Origin of the sequence: Prevotella melaninogenica (assembly GCF_003609775.1) — a bacterium.
GTDB lineage: Bacteria > Bacteroidota > Bacteroidia > Bacteroidales > Bacteroidaceae > Prevotella > Prevotella melaninogenica_A.
Window position 1 is genome coordinate 1,125,419 of sequence record NZ_AP018050.1, and the last position, 20,134, is coordinate 1,145,552.

Sequence of the window (20,134 nt, forward strand, 5' to 3'; positions counted from 1 at the left end):
CCATAAAAATCCGATAATAATCATTATCTTTGCAACGTAATTATATCTCGATATAGTATCAATGAGCAAACAGGACATCACTCAGCAACTCATACAGACCATTGATGAGCTTTCTGAACCGGAAGCGTTGCAGGGCATTTGCCATGAGCATCGTGATGGAGACCCATTGCCATCAGCTAAGGAATTGGAAGAAATTATTGAACTTTCACGTTCTATTCTTTTTCCTGGTTTTTATGGGCGTTCGTCTGTTAATTTTAAAACTATCAAATACCAAATAGGCGTAAACGTAGAACGCCTACATAAACTGCTATGTCGACAGATTATGGCGGGTTTATGTTTTAATGAAGATTGTCATTGTCCGAATGCTGCTGATACACGCCGTTGTATGCAAGAGGAGGCAGATAAGGTTGCAGGACGAGTCATCGAAAAGTTTCCTACCTTACGTAAGATACTTTCAACAGATATACAAGCAGCCTTTGATGGTGACCCAGCAGCAGCCAATTTGGGAGAAGTAATTTCTTGTTATCCAGCTATTAAAGCTGTTATTAATTATCGTTTAGCACATGAGTTAGTTTTAGAGAATGTGCCACTTATCCCACGTATGATTGCTGAGATGGCGCACTCTGAAACAGGTATTGATATTCATCCTGCTGCAACCATTGGTACTCATTTTACTATTGACCATGGTACTGGTGTGGTTATTGGTGCAACTTGTATTATAGGTAATCATGTGAAACTCTATCAAGGTGTGACCTTAGGTGCTAAGAGTTTCCCACTCGATAAAGATGGTAATCCTATTAAGGGTATTGCCCGTCACCCAATCTTAAAGGATGATGTTATTGTCTATGCCAATGCAACTATCCTCGGTCGTATTACGATTGGGAAAGGTTGCATCATAGGAGCTAACGTGTGGGTTACACGAGATATGCGTCCACGGACAAAGAAGTACAAACAGAATAAAACTGATATCTTAGATATCGATTTTGAATATGGTGGTGGGATATAATGTTCCTGCCAACTATTCATTTAATATCGTAAATAAAAATATTTATTACATAAATGCAAGAATTTGAACTCATCGCCAAAACCTTCATGGGTTTGGAGCAAGTATTAGCAAAAGAGCTGACACAGTTAGGTGCCAATAACGTGCAAATAGGACGCCGAATGGTGTCGTTCACTGGTAATAAGGAAATGATGTATCGTGCTAATTTCCAGTTATACACAGCTATTCGCATTCTTAAACCTATCGCACATTTCAAGGCGAAGAGTGCTGAAGATATGTATGAGGAGGTGATGAAGATTGATTGGAGTAAATATATTCTCCCTGGAAAGACATTCTCTGTTGATTCAGTGGTTTATTCAGAGGAGTTTACTAACTCACGCTTCGTTACATACAAAGTAAAAGATGCCATCGTTGACCAGTTCCGTGAGCGTACTGGTACTCGTCCAAATATCTCTGTTAGTAACCCTGATATCCGTTTGAATATCCATGTGGCAGAAGATAATGCAACGCTGTCGTTGGATTCAAGTGGTGAGTCTTTGCATCGTCGTGGTTATCGTCAAGAGAGTGTTGAGGCACCATTGAATGAAGTTTTGGCTGCGGGTATGATTCTTATGACTGGTTGGAAGGGTGAAACAGATTTCATCGACCCAATGTGTGGTTCTGGAACATTGCCTGTTGAGGCTGCTCTTATTGCTCGTAATATTTCTCCAGGTGTGTTCCGTAAGGAGTTTGCATTTGAAAAATGGCCTGATTTTGATCAGGAACTGTTTGACATGATATACAATGATGACTCACAAGAGCGTGAATTCACACATCATATCTATGGCTATGATACTGACATGAAGGCTGTAAATACGGCTCGTATGAATGTTGCTGCAGCTGGTCTGTCAAGATATGTAACCATTGAACAGCAGGATTTTAAAGACTTCACTCAGCCAAAGGAGAAGAGCATGATTGTAATGAATCCTCCATACGGTGAGCGTATTTCTACACCTAACTTGCTCGGTACCTATAAGATGATTGGTGAACGTTTGAAGCATCAGTTTATGGGTAATGAGGCATGGATTCTCTCTTATCGTGAGGAATGTTTCCGTCAGATAGGTTTGAAGCCAAGTATTAAGATTCCTGTTTATAATGGTTCTTTGGAGTGTGAGTTCCGTCGTTACCAGATGTTTGATGGTAAGATGAGTGATTTCCGACACGATGGTGGTGTCGTAAAGACCGAAGACGAGAAGCGTGAGATGGCACAGAAGCACCGCTTCAAGAAGGAACGTGAGTTTAAGAAACGTCTTGATGAAAATGAGGAGAATGCTGAGGCTGATATTCGTTCATTTACTTTTCATAGCTTAGAGCGTAATAAGTTTGGTGGAGGTAAGTTCCATGAAGATCGTGAGCGTCGTCCTCGTTTCGAACGTGATGTAGAAGACCGCAAACGTTCTTTCAGAAGAGGAGACGATGATCGTAAGCGTTCATTCCGACGTGATGATGATCGCAAGCGTTCGTTCAGTCGTGATGATGACCGTAAGTTTGGCGGTAAACGATTTGATAAATCTAACAAGCGCGGAGGATTCCGTGGTAAAAACACGTATAATCATGAAGATTAAATCATTTATTAGTCTTGTGGGGCTTTGTGCTTTCACAGGACTTTTAAGTCCTACTGAGAGTATGGCACAAAAGCAGTTCACACTTGAGGATTTGAACTTTGGTGGCAAAAACTTCTACAGTATGCGCCCTGAAGCACGCTATCTTACGTGGTGGGGAGGCAAGTTGGTACGCCAAGACCTTAACAACTGTTCGTTGGTTGATTTGGTAACTGGTAAGGAGACGCAGCTCTTCTCACTGGATGAGATTAACAAGTGGGCAGGTTTATCTGCTTCTAATGAGGTTGTTCGTCATCTTTATGGTGCTGAGTTCCCTTATGCTGACCGTTCTATTGTGAAGGTGCAGAATGGTAATGAGGACTTATATGTAGATTTCCAAACGCAAAAACTTGTACAGCGTTTGAGTCGTCCAGCTGGTCTTCAGGCACGTGATTGGAATAAAGTGTCTGGTGCAACTGCATTTGTTAAAGACCATCAGTTATATGTTGCGGATGCAAAAGGCACAGAACGTCAGTTGACAACTGATGGTTCTGGTGATATCGTATATGGTCAGAGCGTACATCGTGATGAGTTCGGTATTGATGGTGGACTTTATTGGAGTCCAAAGGGAAGTCGCTTAGCTTTCTATCGTATGGACCAAAGTATGGTTGCTGCCTACCCTCTTATTGATGTTCCTGAGTTAGATTGGAAGCCTGAAAAAGGCGAGTCACGTGCAGCTAAGGTTGACCTTATTAAGTATCCTATGGTGGGCGAAACTTCTCATAAGGTAACTGTTGGTGTATATGACCTTACAACAGGTAAGACTGTGTATCTTCAGGCTGGTGACCCAACAGACCGTTATTTTACAAACATCACATGGAGTCCCGACGAGAAGACAGTTTATATGTTTGAACTCAACCGCGATCAGAATGATTGCCGTTTGGTATCATACGATGCTGCTACAGGTACAAAGTTGAAAGAACTCTATCGTGAGACTGATGCAAAGTATGTTGAACCATGTCATCCTATTCAGTTCTTACCATGGAATGAGAATGAGTTCATCTTGCAGAGTCAGAAGGATGGATATAATCATCTTTACCTCTTCAATAAGGATGGACGTCAGCTTAAGCAGATTACAAGTGGCAAGTGGGTTGTAATGGAGGTACTTGGCTTTAATAGCAAGCAGAAGAGTATTGTCTATGTTTCTAACGAGTGTCATCCTATTCAGCGTAATGCTTGGCTTGTTAATGTAGCATCTGGAAAGCGTACATTGCTTGATAACGGTCGTGGTTATCATCATCCAAAACTGAGCCAAGATGGTACTGCTATTATGGATAGTTATAGTGAACCAGCTGTGCCTCGCAAGTATGAAATCATTAGTTTGAATGGTAAGCCACAACGTAATGATTACTTCACATCTGCTAATCCATGGGAAGGCTATACAGTTCCTGAATATACAAATGGTACGATAAAGGCTGCAGATGGTAAGACTGATTTGTATTGGCGTATGGTGAAGCCTGTTAACTTTGATGCTAATAAGAAGTATCCTACGGTTATCTATGTATATGGTGGTCCTCATGCTCATAATGTTGAGGCTTCATGGAACTGGGGATCACGTGGTTGGGAAACCTATATGGCACAGAAAGGCTACCTACTCTTTATTCTTGATAATCGTGGTAGCGAACATCGTGGTAAGGAGTTTGAGCAGGCTACATTCCGTCATCTTGGTCAAGAGGAGATGAAAGACCAGATGGAAGGAGTTAAATTCTTGAAGTCTCTTCCATACGTTGATCAGAATCGTATGGGTGTTCATGGCTGGTCATTTGGTGGCTTCATGACAACATCATTGGTTACCAATTATCCTGACGTGTTTAAGGTTGGTGTTGCAGGTGGTCCTGTTATGGATTGGAAGTGGTATGAGGTTATGTATGGAGAGCGTTATATGGACACTCCTGAGACTAACCCAGAAGGATATGCACAGACATCACTCCTTACAAAGGCAAAGGATCTTAAAGGTAAACTTCAGATAATTACTGGCTTGAATGACCCAGTCGTTGTTCCTCAGCACTCTTACTCCTTCTTGAAGGCTTGTATTGCTGCTGGCACACAACCAGACTTCTTCGTTTATCCAGGTGAGCCTCATAATATGCGCGGACATCAGAGTGTACACTTGCATGAGCGCATTACAGAGTACTTTGAAAATTATCTTAAGCCTATAAAATAGGGTTTGGTGATAATCTAATAGTACGTTTTATTATTGCTTATAATCGCATCTAACAATTAATAAATACCCATGTGCAGCAAGTCTGCACTCCCCTCTTTCATCGGAGGGGGTGGGCAAAGCTTTATGAGAATATTACTTTTAGGCAGCGGCGGTCGCGAACACGCCTTAGCATGGAAGATTGCACAGAGTGCAAAGTGTAGTAAACTCTTCATCGCACCAGGTAATGCTGGTACGGGAGCAGTTGGTGAGAACGTTGCAATCGGAGTAAATGACTTTGATAAACTGAAGGACTTCGTTGTTGAAGAGAAGGTTGATATGGTTGTTGTCGGTCCTGAAGACCCATTGGTAAATGGTGTTTATGACTGCTTTAAGGATGACAGTCGCACAGCTAATATTCCTGTTATTGGTCCTTCAAAGGCTGGTGCTGTACTCGAAGGGTCTAAGGACTTCGCCAAAGCTTTTATGAAACGTCATAACATTCCGACAGCTGCTTACGAGACATTTGATGGTACTACTATTGAAGAGGGTATGTGCTTCCTTGAGAAGCTTAAAGCTCCTTATGTGTTGAAAGCCGATGGCTTGGCAGCTGGTAAGGGTGTTCTTATTCTTCCAACGCTTGAAGAAGCTAAGAAAGAATTGCGTGAAATGCTTGGAGGTATGTTTGGTAACGCTTCTGCAAAGGTTGTTATCGAGGAATTCCTTTCAGGTATTGAATGTTCTGTATTTGTTCTTACCGATGGTACAAACTATCAGATTTTGCCAGAAGCAAAGGATTATAAGCGCATTGGTGAGCATGATACGGGTTTGAATACTGGTGGTATGGGTAGCGTAACTCCTGTTCCATTTGCTACTAAGGAATGGATGGCAAAGGTGGAAGAGCGCATTATTCGTCCAACTGTTGATGGTTTGAAGGCAGAGGGTATTGACTATAAAGGCTTTATCTTCTTTGGCTTAATTAATGTTGATGGCGAACCAATGGTTATTGAGTATAACTGTCGTATGGGTGATCCAGAAACAGAAAGTGTTATGTTACGCTTGAAGAGTGACATCGTTGATCTCTTTGAAGGAGTTGCAGAGGGTAATCTCGATCAGCGAGAGGTTGAGTTTGACTCACGTTCTGCAGTCTGCGTAATGCTCGTTAGTGGTGGTTATCCAGAAGAGTATGTGAAAGGTTATCCAATTGCTGGACTTGATAAGATAGAAGGCTCTGTAGTTTTCCATAGTGGAACAGCTGTAAAGGATGGCCAGGTTGTAACCGCTGGTGGTCGTGTCATCGCTGTGTCTTCTTATGGTGAGAATAAAGAAGAAGCACTAAAGAAGAGTTTTGCAGAAGCTCAGAAGATTGAATTTACGGATAAATACTTTAGAAGAGACATAGGTCAGGACTTATAGTCTTATCTTCTTGAAGGAAAGGAGATAGCTATAAGGTGTCTATTGTATAACAATATTAATTACGGCTATCTCCGTATATCATCTATTATGCAACAAAAACGCATCCAAAATCGAATAGCAGAAAGCCGCTGGACACAAGCATACGTTGTCTCAGCGGCTGCTCTTGTATGGGTTATTGCGGGGTTATATAATCTTGCAGTAATAGTACCAGGTATATGCCTTTTGCTGTCTACCTATCTTATGATGGAGTTGAATAATGCCAATGCGCTTATTCGTATCTACAGTAGAATGGTGTCATGTTCGTTCTTAGTCTTTGCGACTATGGCGGCCTTTATGTTCCCATCTATTCAGGCTGCTATCATTATGTTGGGCTTTGTAGGCTTCTATACTTTTGCTTTTCGATGCTATCAAGACACTCATGCGCCGGGATGGACTTTCTATGCCTTCTTCTGTATAGGTATGGCGAGTATTGTATGGGTACAAACTCTTTTCTATCTCCCTATTCTTTGGGTCATTATGCGTACCAATATTCTTTCGATGAGTCCTCGCAATTTTGTTGCATCTCTTCTTGGTATTATCCTTCCTTATTGGTTCTATGCAGGATACTTGGCTGTTAAGGGAGATATTACTATACTCTTAAACCATTTTGCTAAGATTGCAGTATTTAGTGAGCCTTTCAATTTTAAGATATTAAGTTTTAATCAAATACTGACTTTATCATTTGTATTGGTATGCGCTGTGATTGGCATTGTGCATTTCATGAATCAAAAGCGCAATGATAATATTCGTACACGTTTGTTCTATCAGATATTTATAACAGTAGATCTTGCAACAATCGTCTTTTTGTTTCTTCAACCTCAGCATTATGAAGCATTGCTGAGTGTGTTGATTGTAACTACAGCACCGCTAATTGCACATTTCTTTGCACTTACACGTACAAGGATAACTAACTGGATGTTTCTCATCCTTTCTTATTCAGCTATCATTATCACCCTACTCAACTTATGGATTCTCTTACACAATTACTTGTAGACTATGGTTATTGGGGAATGTTTTTATCGGCATTCCTTGCAGGAAGTGTTTTACCTTTTAGTAGTGAGGCGGTAATGCTCGGTTTGCTTGCAGCTGGCGTAGACCCTGTCCTATTACTTGTTTATGGTAGTATAGGCAACGTCTTAGGAGGAATGCTAAATTATGGTCTTGGTAGATTAGGCAAACTGGAATGGCTTGAGCGTTATTTCCGAGTGAAGCAAGAGTCGTTAGACAGAGCTTATCGCTTTATGGGCGGACATGGTGCATGGATGGGATTCTTTGCTTTCCTTCCTATCCTTGGTAGTGCCATCACCATTGTTTTAGGACTTACACGTGCAAATATCGCTTTGTCAGTATTAAGTATTACAATAGGTAAAGTACTGCGTTATGCAGCTTTGATTTGGGGTGCATCTTCCCTCTTTTAATTAGTTATTTCCTATGAAGATTATTTTTCTCTTTATAGGAAACAACTAATATCTAATATAACTTAAGCAGCATACTCTCCTATGCAGTATCTCCTTTTATGTTATTTTGTTTTTTCAACGGGAATATATTGTAAGTGTTTTAGTGCTTAGCACCATTGGTGTTAACTATGAGCACTATATGTGCTGGGCACTAACACGTAGATAGAAAAGGGTAAGATAGAATCATCAAGGTCAATATAAGATATGTTAGATATATAGGAATCGCTTATTTATATAGTGTTTACAGATTATACTAATAGGAAATAATCTCTCTTATATTCAATTAATAGAAAGTTATTTGATAATCATAACGTTTTTAAAACCGAAAAACTTTCTTCGCAAGAACTGGTTATATTCAAAATTTATTTTTATCTTTGCGATTATAACTTTATAAAAAGAATATAACTATGAAATCTGACATCGAAATTGCACGCTCATGTAACATGAAGCCAATTGAGGAAGTAGCAGCTACGGTGGGTATTCCAGCTGATGCTTTGGAGCATTATGGTAAGTATATGGCGAAAGTTCCTCTTTCGCTAATAAATGAAGAGCGAGTTGCTTGCAACCGCCTTATTCTTGTTAGTTCAATCTCCCCTACCCGTGCTGGTATTGGTAAAACTACAGTTAGTATTGGCTTGTCAATGGCGTTAAACCGCATTGGTAAGCGTTCTGTTCTTGCCCTACGAGAGCCAAGTCTTGGTCCTTGCTTTGGAATGAAGGGCGGTGCTGCTGGTGGTGGATATGCTCAGGTTGTACCAATGGAGAAGATTAACCTCCACTTTACTGGTGACTTCCATGCTATTACGAGTGCACACAATATGATTGCAGCCTTGCTTGATAACTATATTTATCAGCATCGCAGTGAAGGCTTTACATTAAAACAAATTCTTTGGAAGCGTGTCTTGGACGTAAATGATCGTAGTCTTCGTAACATCGTTACAGGACTTGGAGCATCTACTGATGGCTTACCAACACAGTCTGGCTTTGATATTACGCCAGCAAGTGAGATTATGGCTGCATTGTGTCTTGCCGACAGTGAGCAAGACCTCCGTCGTCGTATTGAGAATATGGTTTTGGGTATCACCTTTGACGACAAACCATTTAGAGTACGCGATCTTGGTGTAGCTGGTGCTATTACTGTTCTCTTAATGGATGCTATTAAGCCAAATCTTGTTCAGACACTTGAAGGAACACCAGCCTTTGTTCATGGTGGACCATTTGCGAATATCGCCCATGGCTGTAACAGTTTAGTTGCAACTAAGATGGCAATGTCACTGAGTGATTATGCTATTACTGAGGCTGGTTTCGGTGCAGACCTTGGTGCAGAGAAGTTCTTGGATATTAAGTGTCGTAAAGCAGAGATTCACCCTCGTGCCACTGTTCTCGTCTCAACTTTACGTGGTTTGAAGATGCATGGTGGTCTTGTTGATGGTGCATCACATGAGCAAGAGCGTCAAGCACTTGTAGAGGGCTTTGCTAATCTTGACCGTCATGTTGAGAATATGCAACGCTTTGGACAGCCAGTGATTGTCACATTGAACCGATATGGTGATGATACAGAAGAGGAAATTGCACTTCTTGCTGACTACTGTAAGAAGTTGGGTGTAGGCTTTGCAGAAAACAATGTGTTCTTGAAGGGCGGCGAAGGTGCTGAGGAATTGGCTCGACTTGTTGTTGAAACGATTGATAAGCAGGGCGCTAACGAAATCAACATGACTTATGCCGATGAGGATAGTATTGAAGAGAAAGTAAACAAGGTAGCCAAGAATATCTATGGTGCTCGCTCTGTTATCCTTAAGAAGTCTGCTCAGAATAAACTTGCACGCATTAAATCATGGGGAATGGATAAGTTCCCTGTCTGCATTGCTAAGACACAGTTCTCATTCAGTGAGGACCCTAAGCAGGTGGGTGTAGCAAAGAATTTTGATATCACCATTCGTGACTTTGTTATCAATGGAGGTTCAGAGATGATTGTTGCTATTGCTGGTGAGATTATGCGTATGCCAGGTTTACCTAAGGTTCCTCAAGCTGAAAAGATTGATATTGTTCGTGGTCAGATAGAAGGTTTGGCTTAACAAGTATCAATAGTTTCGATTAATTTACAACTTGTCCAGTTTTATAGGAGCATCCTATACATCCTGGACAAGTTTCCTCTTGACACAAGATATTACTATTATCAGAAAAACTTAGGCTGTTGACGAAAACAATATGAAAAAAAAGACAATACTACTAATCTTCTTTTCTGTTATCCTTATTGGTGCAATTATTTGGTGTGTCAATGCACCTTACCGTGAGGTAAATTTAAATGATAACTTACAGGCAATTCAGAAATCAGAAACTTGTATCTCTGTCCATGAATTATATAAGGATAAAGAATGGGATACGATGATAGTTATCAAGCCTTATGATAATCATACTGCTTCTGATGAGAAAATAGATATGGGCTATGCTGGAGATAGAGATGCTATCCTTGATAATACTTTATTCGATAGTATTTGTACGCTTCTCTTTATAAAAGATAACAAGCTTGTTGCCTTTTCAAGCATTTATCGTAATGTAATCGATTTTAGTTCACTGGGTAAAACAACCTATAACGGCACAGACAAAATTCGTATTATTAATAAAATTGCAACAGATTGCTGATTTAATCGGAACAATCTTTTATTTTGGCATCTTGAAATCATCTACGGATACACCTTCACGTAGCTGGTCAATGTCTACGTATGTCCATATTCCACGCACTCTTCCACGCTTACTTGATTGCCATATATCATATTTTGTGTCAGGTAGTTGTGGAGGAAGATTATAGTTTGCAATGAACAATCGGTAACGGTTAAACTCGGGATAGAGGTTTAGATGATAATAAGCTTCATTAGTGTAAATCATTGGAGAATGTCCTGTTCGTTCCTTAATTAATCGGATAAATTCTGCAAGATTCTTTTGAATGATATCACGTCCCCAATTACGTGTTCCATCCTTTTCAACGTCAACAAGTAGTAATAGGTCTTGCTGACTAAGGTCAATATTAGCAAGAAAATTATCTACCTGACGCTCCATAGATGTACGATAAGTCAAGAAATGGTAAGAGCCTACTAATAAGCCTCTTTCTTTTGCTGCCTTAAAGTTCTTCTTATATAATGGATCAACGATAGAACTACCTTCTGTAGCTTTAATATAGACAAAACGTAGTTGTGGATTCTCTTCCACCAGCTCATCCCAATGTATCTTCCCTTGATGGCGTGAAATGTCAAGCCCATCAAAGTCTTTAGTGTATGGACCTTTGGTCATATCACGATAAGGCCATTGATCGCTGGCTACAGAGCGAGGTCTGCGCCATGGTTTTAGGTCGATGATAAGAATAACTATTAGTACCGCTAAAGCAGCACAGACCCACCACCAAATACTGTATTTATTGCGCGTTTGCTTTTTGCGCCTACGTTTACGCTTTATCATTTATTGTTTTAATTTATAGAGCCTGTATGGATTTATTAAGCATATTAGCAGCGATAAGCCTAATAATATGCTTTCTAAAGACCTAAAATCATCACAAAGGTAAACATTCTTTTTCAATGCCACAAATTGCTTGTACCGCAAAAATAGCATGATTTCATCGACTTTTAGTAGTAAAAGTCTATTATTAGGCATTGCAAGTTCCAAAACGAAGTGCAATAAAAGAGTGTCCCTCTCCGAGAGATGCAGACGTTCTCGACGCGTAGCGAGAGGTTGTCTGCATCTCTCGGAGAGGAAAAAGAAACAACCAGCAATACAAATAAAAAAGGAGACCGAAGTCTCCCAAAGATTAACTAACTTTGTATTGCAAATGTATCATCAATTAATCTCGGAGCAAAGGTCGCAAATTTTTGCCTTACTCCAAAAGAAAACAGCGAGAAAAGAAATTGCCGAGATCGTCGGTATTAGTCAGTCAACACTCTCACGTGAAATCAAACGCAACAGTACGCCTTCGGGAAAGTATATCTGGACGAAGGCGCATGATATGGCTATGCAGCGCAGAAAGAGCACGGTAACTAACGCCAAACTCTCCGACGAATTAGTTTGGAGAATTAAAGAATATATTATCAACGACCAGTGGTCTCCAAGACAAATATCAGGGTATCTGCGCATAAATGAGAGTATAGAGGTCTCCCACCAGTCCATCTATAACATTATCCACAATGACACAACAGGGAAGCTTGCAGAGCACACAAGGCATAAGATGAAATACAGGCATCGTCCCCAAGGCGGACATCTTCCAATAAAGGACAGGGTGAGTATCCATGAAAGAAGTAAGGAAGTTGACGGGAAGAGATTCGGAGATTTTGAGATGGACTTGATCGTCGATCCTGCCCAGCACGCCATACTCACAATAGTGGAGAAATCCACCAATATGTTGTTTATGCAGAAACTGCCATTTGGAAAAATGTCAAAGCCTCTGGTAAAGGTGGTTAGGAAACTACTGCTGCCATACAAAGACAGCCTGAAGACAATTACAACAGATAACGGACCTGAATTTGCAGCACATAAGGACATCACAAAATACTTAGGAGTGCCCGTGTACTTCGCTGACCCATATTGTTCATGGCAAAAGGGAACTGTTGAGAATACAAACAAATTAATCAGGCAGTATATACCTAAAAAGGATTCGTTTGATAAATATACGGACAAGAGAATTATGTCCATACAAAAGAAATTGAACGAAAGACCAAGAGAAAAATTAAACTTTTCTAATCCAAAGTGCGAGTTCTTTAAACACGTTTTGTAATTTTGCACTTGCTGGTTGACTCTGCGCATAGTAATTGTTCATTCCCAACTTTATATATTAAATGTTAAAGTGTTGTATATCAGGAATATTTTTTGTAACTTTGCAGCGTTAATATGAAACTGAGGCGTGGTGATAACTCATTCTCACATAAGAACACGCCGTAGAGAGTAGCTCTTTTGACCTACTCTTCCAAGGTTTCGGAAATTTTTTAATGATGAGAATTTTAAAAGTAGTAAGTATTTGTTTCTTAATGATTTTTGCTTCACATGTTGAAGTGTCTGCCAAAAATGATGGCTTTGATTGGGAACCAGTAATGAATGCAATCATTCAGATTGAAAGCAAGGGTAATCCTGCAGCCGTAAATGGTCCTTATGTTGGTGTACTTCAGATTTCTCCTATTTTGGTAAAGGAGTGCAACAACATTCTTAAAAGTACTGGTAGCAGTAAGCGTTATTCACTTTCAGATCGTTTCAATGCTACAAAGTCAAAGGAAATGTTTGTGATTATCCAGAGTTTCCACAATCCATTGAACAGTGTCGAGAAAGCCATCCGTTTATGGAGTGGTGGTATTCGATACAATGTTGCAAAGACACAAGCTTACTTTCGCAAAGTAATGCGTCACATAAACTAATAAGTGCAACAATTATTTAAGAATCCTCTTATTTAAAAGTCCGGCTATCCCTTCCTTTGGAACAGATAACCGGACTTTTCCTTTTATATCTCTTTCTTTTTTCTTAATTTTGCAGTAAGAATAAATAAGATTAATACTTAGTATTCTGATGGTTGGATATGTTATTCAAGTGTTTATATGAAGAAAAAACTATTATTTTGCCTCTTTCTTTCAGTTACTATCCTATCAATACACGCTCAGAACGTTACGTATTGCGGCTCAAAACACTATAATATTAAAGTGAATCAATTTAAGCAAGAGGGTTCTTTGCCAGATAATGCTATTGTCATGTTGGGCGATAGTCATTCTGAATATGGAAAAGACTGGAATCGCTTCTTTCCTAATGCAAGAAGGATTATTAATAGAGGGATTATTGGAGATGATAGTCGAGGAATTTCTAATCGATTAAATCAGATTTTGCCTTATAAACCAAGTAAAATATTCTTTGAGTGTGGAACTAATGATTTAAGCCATGGATGGACGGTTGAGCGCACTTTTCAGGGCGTTATTAACGTCATTGAGTCAATTCGTCAAACGTGTCCACAAACTAAACTTTATGTTCAAAGTCTTTTACCCTTAAATGAAAAAGTTGGTGTTTGGAAACTACTTAAAGGTAAGGATGATATGATTATTCAGTTAAATGAAAAGTTGAAGAATTATTGTAGTGCTAATAAGCTTGTATTTATAGACTTATATACCCCCCTTTTAGGTGCTAACGCTAATGAAATGCACCCTGATTATTGTCGTGATGGACTTCATCTTACGAATAAAGGTTATGAGGTTTGGGCAAATATTATTCGTTCTTATATCAATGAATAATGTTAGTGTATATTTTTTGAGGTTTACAGTTTGATGAGGATAAAGCTAAATATAGATGTTAAGTAGCTATATACTTGTTCTTCGATAATATCTTAGTTTGTAAAATAAAATCACATTTTGTAAACTGAAAGATACTCCTTTGGCTTTCAATTAACGCCCAATTAGCTTCCGAAAGATGCCCTTTTGCAATGTTACTAACGCCCTTTTGAAGTCCAACTAAGCACCTTTTAAAATGGTTTTTTACAACTACTTGATAATCGGTTAGTTACAATGATAAAAAAATAACGACTATTTTGACCTTAAATAGATTCGATAGTCGTTATTTTTGTAATAAATTTTTATAGACTTTATATGTCTTGAAATGATTCTCTTATGTCGTTTAGAAAGGTGCTCTCATATCTCCTGTTGGATATGGTGGAATAGGTTCCTCGTTCATCTTACTACCAATAATCTCACCGCCCAGTGGGTCGTCAGGTATTGGTACAGCCATGTCAACATCTTCAGGGTTAGCAAAGCGAGTGTATTCGCCACGGAAGTTGAGTAGCACGTCACCTGTTGCACCCTTACGGTGCTTAGCAATAATAATCTGAGCCATACCGTGAAGGTCGTTGCCATGATCATCTTGTAGGATGTGGTAATACTCTGGACGATGCACAAAAAGTACCATATCGGCATCCTGCTCAATGGCACCAGACTCACGCAAGTCACTTAGCTGTGGACGTTTACCCTCACGTGGGTCACGCTGTTCAACCGCACGGCTTAACTGTGATAGTGCCAATATCGGAATGTTCAGCTCTTTTGCAAGTCCTTTTAATGAGCGGCTAATCGTAGAAACCTCTTCCTGACGGCTGCTGAAGCGCATACCATTCGCATTCATCAACTGCAAGTAGTCAATCATGAGAACTTCTATATTGTGTTCACGTACCAATCGGCGCGCTTTTGTTCGAAGTTCGAAAATTGAAAGTCCAGGTGTGTCATCAACATAGATAGGCGCACCCTGCATCTTTCGTATGTTAGAATCGAAACGCTCCCACTCGTCAGGGGTTAGCTGACCATTGAGAATCTTATTACCCGGTACAGAACATACGTTTGAAATTAGACGGTTGACAAGCTGTACGTTGTTCATCTCAAGAGAGAAGAAAGCTATAGGTTTACGATAGTCAACGGCTATGTTTTTAGCAATACTAAGCGCAAATGAGGTCTTACCCATGGCTGGACGTCCAGCAATAATAATCAAGTCGGATGCCTGCCAACCTGCTGTAATCTTATCTAAGTCATGGAAGCCACTTGGTACACCAGTTAAACTACCTTTGTTGTTTGCAGCCTTGAGGAGCAGTTGATGAGCCTGCTCAACGACAGTATCAATTTGCACATAGTCTTGTAGCATATTTTTCTGAGAAATTTCAAACAAAGTTCCCTCAGCTTTTTGCATCAACTCATCAACATCGACGGTTTCATCGAAGGCATCAGTCTCAATCATTGAGGCAAATTGAATAAGTTGGCGTGCTAAGTATTTCTGTGCAAGAATATGTGCATGATAGGTGATATTCGCAGAAGAAGCAACCTTGGAACTAAGCTCCACGACATAAGCAGGCCCACCTATATCTTCAAGTGTGCCCTTATGACGGAGTTCCTCAACCACAGTCATGATGTCTACAGGTCTCTCCTTTAGGTTCAATGATTGTATAGCTTCGTAAATTTTCTCGTGGCGAGAATCATAGAATGTTTCTGGTTTAATGATTTCAGAAACAACTGTGAAGGCGTCGCTATCAATCATAAGTGCACCTAAAACAACTTTTTCAATGTCAATTGCCTGTGGCTGGAGGTGACCGAATGTCGTGTCAATAGGAGCCTGCTTGGTCCTACGACTACTTTTATTGTTATTACTTCTTTCTGGCATACGCTGGCAAAATTACAAAAAATATTCCATTTCTAACATCAATCTTATAAGCTTTTATTATCTTTGCAGAAAAGAATCTTTAAATTATAATTTTAGACTATGATTACTTTTCCTTGCTGCAAAATCAACCTCGGTTTAAATATTGTTGCAAAGCGTCCTGATGGTTATCATGACCTTGAAACTGTCTTTTATCCAGTGCCTTTATGTGATGCTTTAGAAATAAAGAAGATGGATGAGGAGTTTCCCTCTCCTACTCCTATTGATTTAAAAGTGACAGGCAATGTCGTGGAATGTGATGAGAGCAAGAACTTAGTTGTAAAGGCTTATCATCTTCTTGCACAAGATTATAACCTTCCTCGTGTTCATGCTCATCTTGTTAAGCGTATTCCTATGCAAGCAGGACTTGGCGGTGGCTCTGCTGATGCCGCTTATATGATTCGGTTGCTTGATGAGCGTTTTCGTTTGAATATGGGGAATGCTGAGATGGAACGTTACGCAGCTAAATTGGGTGCTGACTGTGCGTTCTTTATTCGTTCTGAAATTGCTTATGCAACGGGAATTGGTGATGTGCTTGCACCTGCGGATAATGAGGATAATAATTTAGAAGGTTATTATCTTGCTTTGGTAAAACCTGATGTTGCTGTCTCAACAGCAGAAGCATACGCAGGTGTGACGCCTAAGAAGCCAGTGAAAAGCTGTCGTGATATTGTTCGTCAACCGATTGATACATGGCGTTCTGAATTGACAAATGATTTTGAGGCATCTATTTTTGCAAAACATCCTATATTGGCTGATGTTAAGGAAAAACTATATGAGAATGGTGCTCTGTATGCACAGATGTCTGGTAGTGGTAGTACTATTTTTGGTATCTTTGGACAGAAACCAACAAACATAAAGGAACTCTTCCCAGATATGTTCACATATTGTGTCAGACTCTAACATCAATCTTTACTCATTCATGATGGAAAAAGCATTAACGGTTTATAAAGCATCAGCGGGTTCGGGCAAAACATTTACATTAGCATCAGAATATATTACCTTAGTGGTAAAGAATCCACAAGATTATAAGAAGATTCTTGCCGTTACCTTCACTAATAAGGCAACGCAGGAAATGAAAACACGTATTCTTTCCCAGCTATATGGTATTGCTCATAAGTTGCCAGACTCTCAGGCATATTATGAGCAGGTGTTACAGAAAACAGGCTTCCCTGAACAAACAATTAGGGAGAATGCTGCTGAAGCTTTGTCGCTGCTTACTCACCATTATAATGAGTTTCGGGTACAGACGATTGATGCCTTCTTTCAATCTGTATTGCGTAATCTTGCTCGTGAATTAAATCTTACAGCTAATCTTCGTATAGACCTTAATGATGAGCAGGTTGAGGCGCAGGCTGTTGATGAGTTAATTAATAGTCTGGAAGAAGGTGAAGAAGTTCTGAGTTGGATTCGCGATTATATCGATAAAAATATTGAAGATGACAAAGGGTGGAATGTTATTGGGCAGATAAAGGACTTCGGAAAGAATATATTTAAGGACTTCTATAAAGATCATAAGGCTGAGCTTGATAAACGATTCAAAGATACTTCTTTTTTTAACGATTTCATCACGGATTTGCGTAGGAGACGTGCACAAGCTTTAAAGAATTTGAATGATCAAGCAAAGCAAATGCTACAAAAAATACGTGAAGCTAATGTGGACAATCAAAACTTATTTAACAACAAGTCAAGAGGGATATATCCATATATAGTTAAATTGGCGAAGGGCACTCCATCGGATAATGATGCCCCCAAATACGTAAATACGTGTATAGAAAATGCAAGCAAGTGGCCATCTGGCTCTTGTTCTGCAGATGAGAAAGCAACGATTATAGAACTTGCCTCAGCATCATTGTGTAATGATTTAAAACTCTTGGAAAAATATAGAACAGAGGGGTGGAAGGAGTATCAATCAAGTAATCTTACGCTTAAACATCTTTCTCAACTTCGTCTTTTACATGCTATCTCTGAGGCTGTTGATGAGATAAATAAAGACACGAATCGATTTATGCTAAGTAACACGCAATCATTACTTAGCACTTTAATGAAAGAATCTGATACGCCTTTTGTTTTTGAGAAGATGGGAGCTTACTTGAAGCATATCATGATTGATGAGTTTCAAGATACAAGTACTATCCAATGGAATAATTTCCGCAAGCTACTTGATAACTGTATGGCACAAATAGAATCTCATAATCTGATTGTGGGTGATGTCAAGCAGAGTATTTATAGATGGCGCCAAGGTGATTGGAAATTGCTAAATAATATTGAACATGAGTTCTCTAACGAACAAATAAAGATTGAACCGCTGGATACTAACTATCGCTCAGAAAAGAACATAATCCGATTTAATAATGCTTTCTTTACGCAGGCTGTTGTGCAAACTGTTAAAGAGTTGGAGAGCGATGAGATAAAAGGTGCAAGCCAATTAATAGAGGCTTATAAGGAAATTGAGCAGAAACCACGGAAAGATAATGGTAAGGGCTGTGTACGTATTAAACTCTTTCACTATGATAAAACTGTAAGTGCAGAATATAAGGAGAGTGTTCTAAATGAACTAATAGATAATGTTCGTCAACTTTTAGAGCGTGGTTATAAACAAAAAGATATTGCTATCCTTGCACGCTCTAAGACTGTAATACCAGATATTGTAGATAAGTTTCAAAGTGAGTTTGGAGCTGATGTAAGTCTTGTATCTGATGAGGCTTTTCAATTAGATGCTTCGTTAGCTGTTAATGTGATTATTGCTGCTCTGCGATTGCTTACACATCCAGATGATAAACTAACAGAAAGCAAGTTGGTTAAGCTTTATCAGCAGCAAGTAATGCAGACAGATAAAGATAATAATGCATTGTTTGTTGATGGAGGTAAGATGGAATTAAAGTCATTCTTACCAAATGGTTATATTGATAAGTTTGAGTCTTTATTAAGGCTGTCTCTTGTTGATTTAGTTGATGAGATTTATTCTCTTTTCAATCTTGGCTGTCTTGAAGGGCAGAGTGCATACGTATGTACATTCTATGATACGCTGAATGAGTATTTGAGAGATCACCCAGCAGATATAGACGATTTTATCGAAGAATGGGAAGACACTCTTTCAAGTAATACTATTCAAAGTGATGAAGTTGATGGAATACGCTTGATAACTATTCATAAGAGTAAAGGTCTTGAATATGATAATGTTCTGATTCCATTCTGTGATTGGGAGTTAGAGAAAACAAATGGTAATACAATATGGTGTCCAGGAGATAATAAGGAGAAACCTTATGGAGAATTACCGTTGATTCCAATAGATTTTTCCAAAAAGATGTTAGGTACAGTATTTGAAGATGATTACAAAGAGGAGCATCTTCAGAATATTGTTGATAACATGAATTTGCTTTATGTTGCCTTTACACGTGCTGGAAAGAATCTATTTATTACTGGTAAAAAGGCTTCTAAAAGCACTTTAACTAACCTCCAAAATGGTAATACGGCTACAGACCGTTCACAGATTATACAATTAGTTATCGATAATCTTGCTAAAGAATTATCAGGAGCAACGCTTGATGATGCTGGCGATAAGGAGCCTATCTGTTTTGAGTTTGGCACTTTAATGGATAGTGAAGAGCGTGTAAAACAGGAGAAATCAACGGAGAATCCTTTTGAACTAAACCCTAAGACACATAAGTTGAAGATAGAAACTTTCCCCCACCCTGTCAGCTTCCGACAGAGTAATAAGAGTCATGACTTTATTAATGGTGAAGATATTGACCCTTCTGATGCAAATCGTTATATAAAGGTTGGAAATATACTTCATCAACTCTTTTCTACTATTCTTACTGAGGCAGACATTGAACCTCGCTTGAAGGAATTAGAGCAAGAGGGAGTTATCTATAATGATGAGGTTACATCGAGAGAACTGCAGAACAAGATTGCCAATGCTTTGAAGAATGATAAAGTGAAAGATTGGTTTAGTTCACGATGGAGGCTGTTTAATGAATGTACCATTCTTGACTATGATAAGGAGAGTGGAGATATTTATGAACATCGTCCTGATCGTGTAATGACCGATGGAAAGGAGATAATTGTGGTAGATTTCAAGTTCGGTAAACCACAAGAAGAATATCATGAGCAAGTACAACGCTACATGAGTTTACTTATGCGTATGGGTTATGAGAAGGTGTCGGGTTATATTTGGTATGTCGTTAGAAACGAGATTGTACCGACTCCTTTCCTCCTATTTAAGGGAGAGTAGCCTATATTACTAATTTTA

General features: G+C 39.2%; 15 protein-coding genes. 13 read left to right on the forward strand and 2 right to left on the reverse strand.

All coding sequences use genetic code 11. The features are described from left to right. Positions 1–61: 61 nt before the first annotated feature. From PMEL_RS11215 to PMEL_RS11250, 8 genes are all read left to right on the forward strand, one after another. On the forward strand, positions 62–1,006 hold the full coding sequence (locus tag PMEL_RS11215) for a serine O-acetyltransferase (protein ID WP_120175344.1): 945 nt from the start codon (positions 62–64) through the stop codon (positions 1,004–1,006). 53 nt (positions 1,007–1,059) lie between these two features. Next, entirely contained in the window at positions 1,060–2,607 is a 1,548-nt protein-coding gene (locus PMEL_RS11220; RefSeq protein ID WP_120175346.1) for a class I SAM-dependent RNA methyltransferase, read from the forward strand. Further along, the gene (locus PMEL_RS11225) at positions 2,597–4,807 is read left to right on the forward strand and encodes a S9 family peptidase (protein ID WP_120175555.1); all 2,211 of its coding nucleotides are present in this window, start codon (positions 2,597–2,599) and stop codon (positions 4,805–4,807) included. Before PMEL_RS11220 ends, PMEL_RS11225 begins: the two co-directional genes overlap by 11 nt. A 123-nt stretch (positions 4,808–4,930) precedes the next feature. Further along, positions 4,931–6,199: a phosphoribosylamine--glycine ligase gene (purD, locus tag PMEL_RS11230; RefSeq protein WP_120175348.1), complete on the forward strand. Its 1,269-nt coding sequence runs from the start codon at positions 4,931–4,933 to the stop codon at positions 6,197–6,199. Positions 6,200–6,286: 87 nt separating this feature from the next. Then, positions 6,287–7,231, forward strand: a complete 945-nt coding sequence (locus tag PMEL_RS11235) for a hypothetical protein (RefSeq protein ID WP_120175350.1) — start codon at positions 6,287–6,289, stop codon at positions 7,229–7,231. Continuing rightward, entirely contained in the window at positions 7,204–7,656 is a 453-nt protein-coding gene (locus tag PMEL_RS11240; protein ID WP_120175352.1) for a YqaA family protein, read from the forward strand. The genes PMEL_RS11235 and PMEL_RS11240 overlap by 28 nt, the downstream gene beginning before the upstream one ends. A 446-nt stretch (positions 7,657–8,102) precedes the next feature. Beyond that, positions 8,103–9,770: a formate--tetrahydrofolate ligase gene (locus tag PMEL_RS11245; RefSeq protein ID WP_120175354.1), complete on the forward strand. Its 1,668-nt coding sequence runs from the start codon at positions 8,103–8,105 to the stop codon at positions 9,768–9,770. Positions 9,771–9,903: 133 nt separating this feature from the next. Then, the gene (locus PMEL_RS11250; protein WP_120175356.1) at positions 9,904–10,338 is read left to right on the forward strand and encodes a hypothetical protein; all 435 of its coding nucleotides are present in this window, start codon (positions 9,904–9,906) and stop codon (positions 10,336–10,338) included. Between the two features lie 18 nt (positions 10,339–10,356). On the opposite strand, the gene PMEL_RS11255 is transcribed toward PMEL_RS11250, so the two are convergent. After that, the gene (locus tag PMEL_RS11255) at positions 10,357–11,148 is read right to left on the reverse strand and encodes a glycoside hydrolase family 25 protein (RefSeq protein WP_120175357.1); all 792 of its coding nucleotides are present in this window, start codon (positions 11,146–11,148) and stop codon (positions 10,357–10,359) included. Positions 11,149–11,515: 367 nt separating this feature from the next. Between PMEL_RS11255 and PMEL_RS11260 the strand changes: the two genes are divergently transcribed. The 3 genes from PMEL_RS11260 to PMEL_RS11270 all read left to right on the forward strand — a co-directional run bounded on the left by PMEL_RS11260 (position 11,516) and on the right by PMEL_RS11270 (position 13,943). Then, entirely contained in the window at positions 11,516–12,454 is a 939-nt protein-coding gene (locus PMEL_RS11260) for an IS30 family transposase (RefSeq protein WP_120173978.1), read from the forward strand. Positions 12,455–12,665: 211 nt separating this feature from the next. Beyond that, positions 12,666–13,085 (forward strand): hypothetical protein, encoded by a 420-nt coding sequence (locus PMEL_RS11265; RefSeq protein ID WP_120175358.1) that lies wholly within the window; start codon positions 12,666–12,668, stop codon positions 13,083–13,085. Between the two features lie 177 nt (positions 13,086–13,262). Then, positions 13,263–13,943 carry a GDSL-type esterase/lipase family protein gene (locus PMEL_RS11270; protein WP_120175360.1) on the forward strand — a complete coding sequence of 227 codons (681 nt, stop codon included), beginning with the start codon at positions 13,263–13,265 and terminating at the stop codon, positions 13,941–13,943. Positions 13,944–14,322: 379 nt separating this feature from the next. Here the strand turns inward: PMEL_RS11270 and dnaB are convergent, their stop codons facing one another. Further along, positions 14,323–15,843 (reverse strand): replicative DNA helicase, encoded by a 1,521-nt coding sequence (gene dnaB / locus PMEL_RS11275; RefSeq protein WP_120175362.1) that lies wholly within the window; start codon positions 15,841–15,843, stop codon positions 14,323–14,325. A 99-nt stretch (positions 15,844–15,942) separates the two neighbouring features. Here dnaB and ispE point away from each other — a divergent pair, with 99 nt between their 5' ends. Both ispE and PMEL_RS11285 read left to right on the forward strand, forming a co-directional pair. Continuing rightward, entirely contained in the window at positions 15,943–16,782 is an 840-nt protein-coding gene (gene ispE, locus PMEL_RS11280) for a 4-(cytidine 5'-diphospho)-2-C-methyl-D-erythritol kinase (protein WP_120175364.1), read from the forward strand. 22 nt (positions 16,783–16,804) lie between these two features. Continuing rightward, positions 16,805–20,116: a UvrD-helicase domain-containing protein gene (locus PMEL_RS11285; protein WP_120175556.1), complete on the forward strand. Its 3,312-nt coding sequence runs from the start codon at positions 16,805–16,807 to the stop codon at positions 20,114–20,116. Positions 20,117–20,134 lie beyond the last annotated feature (18 nt).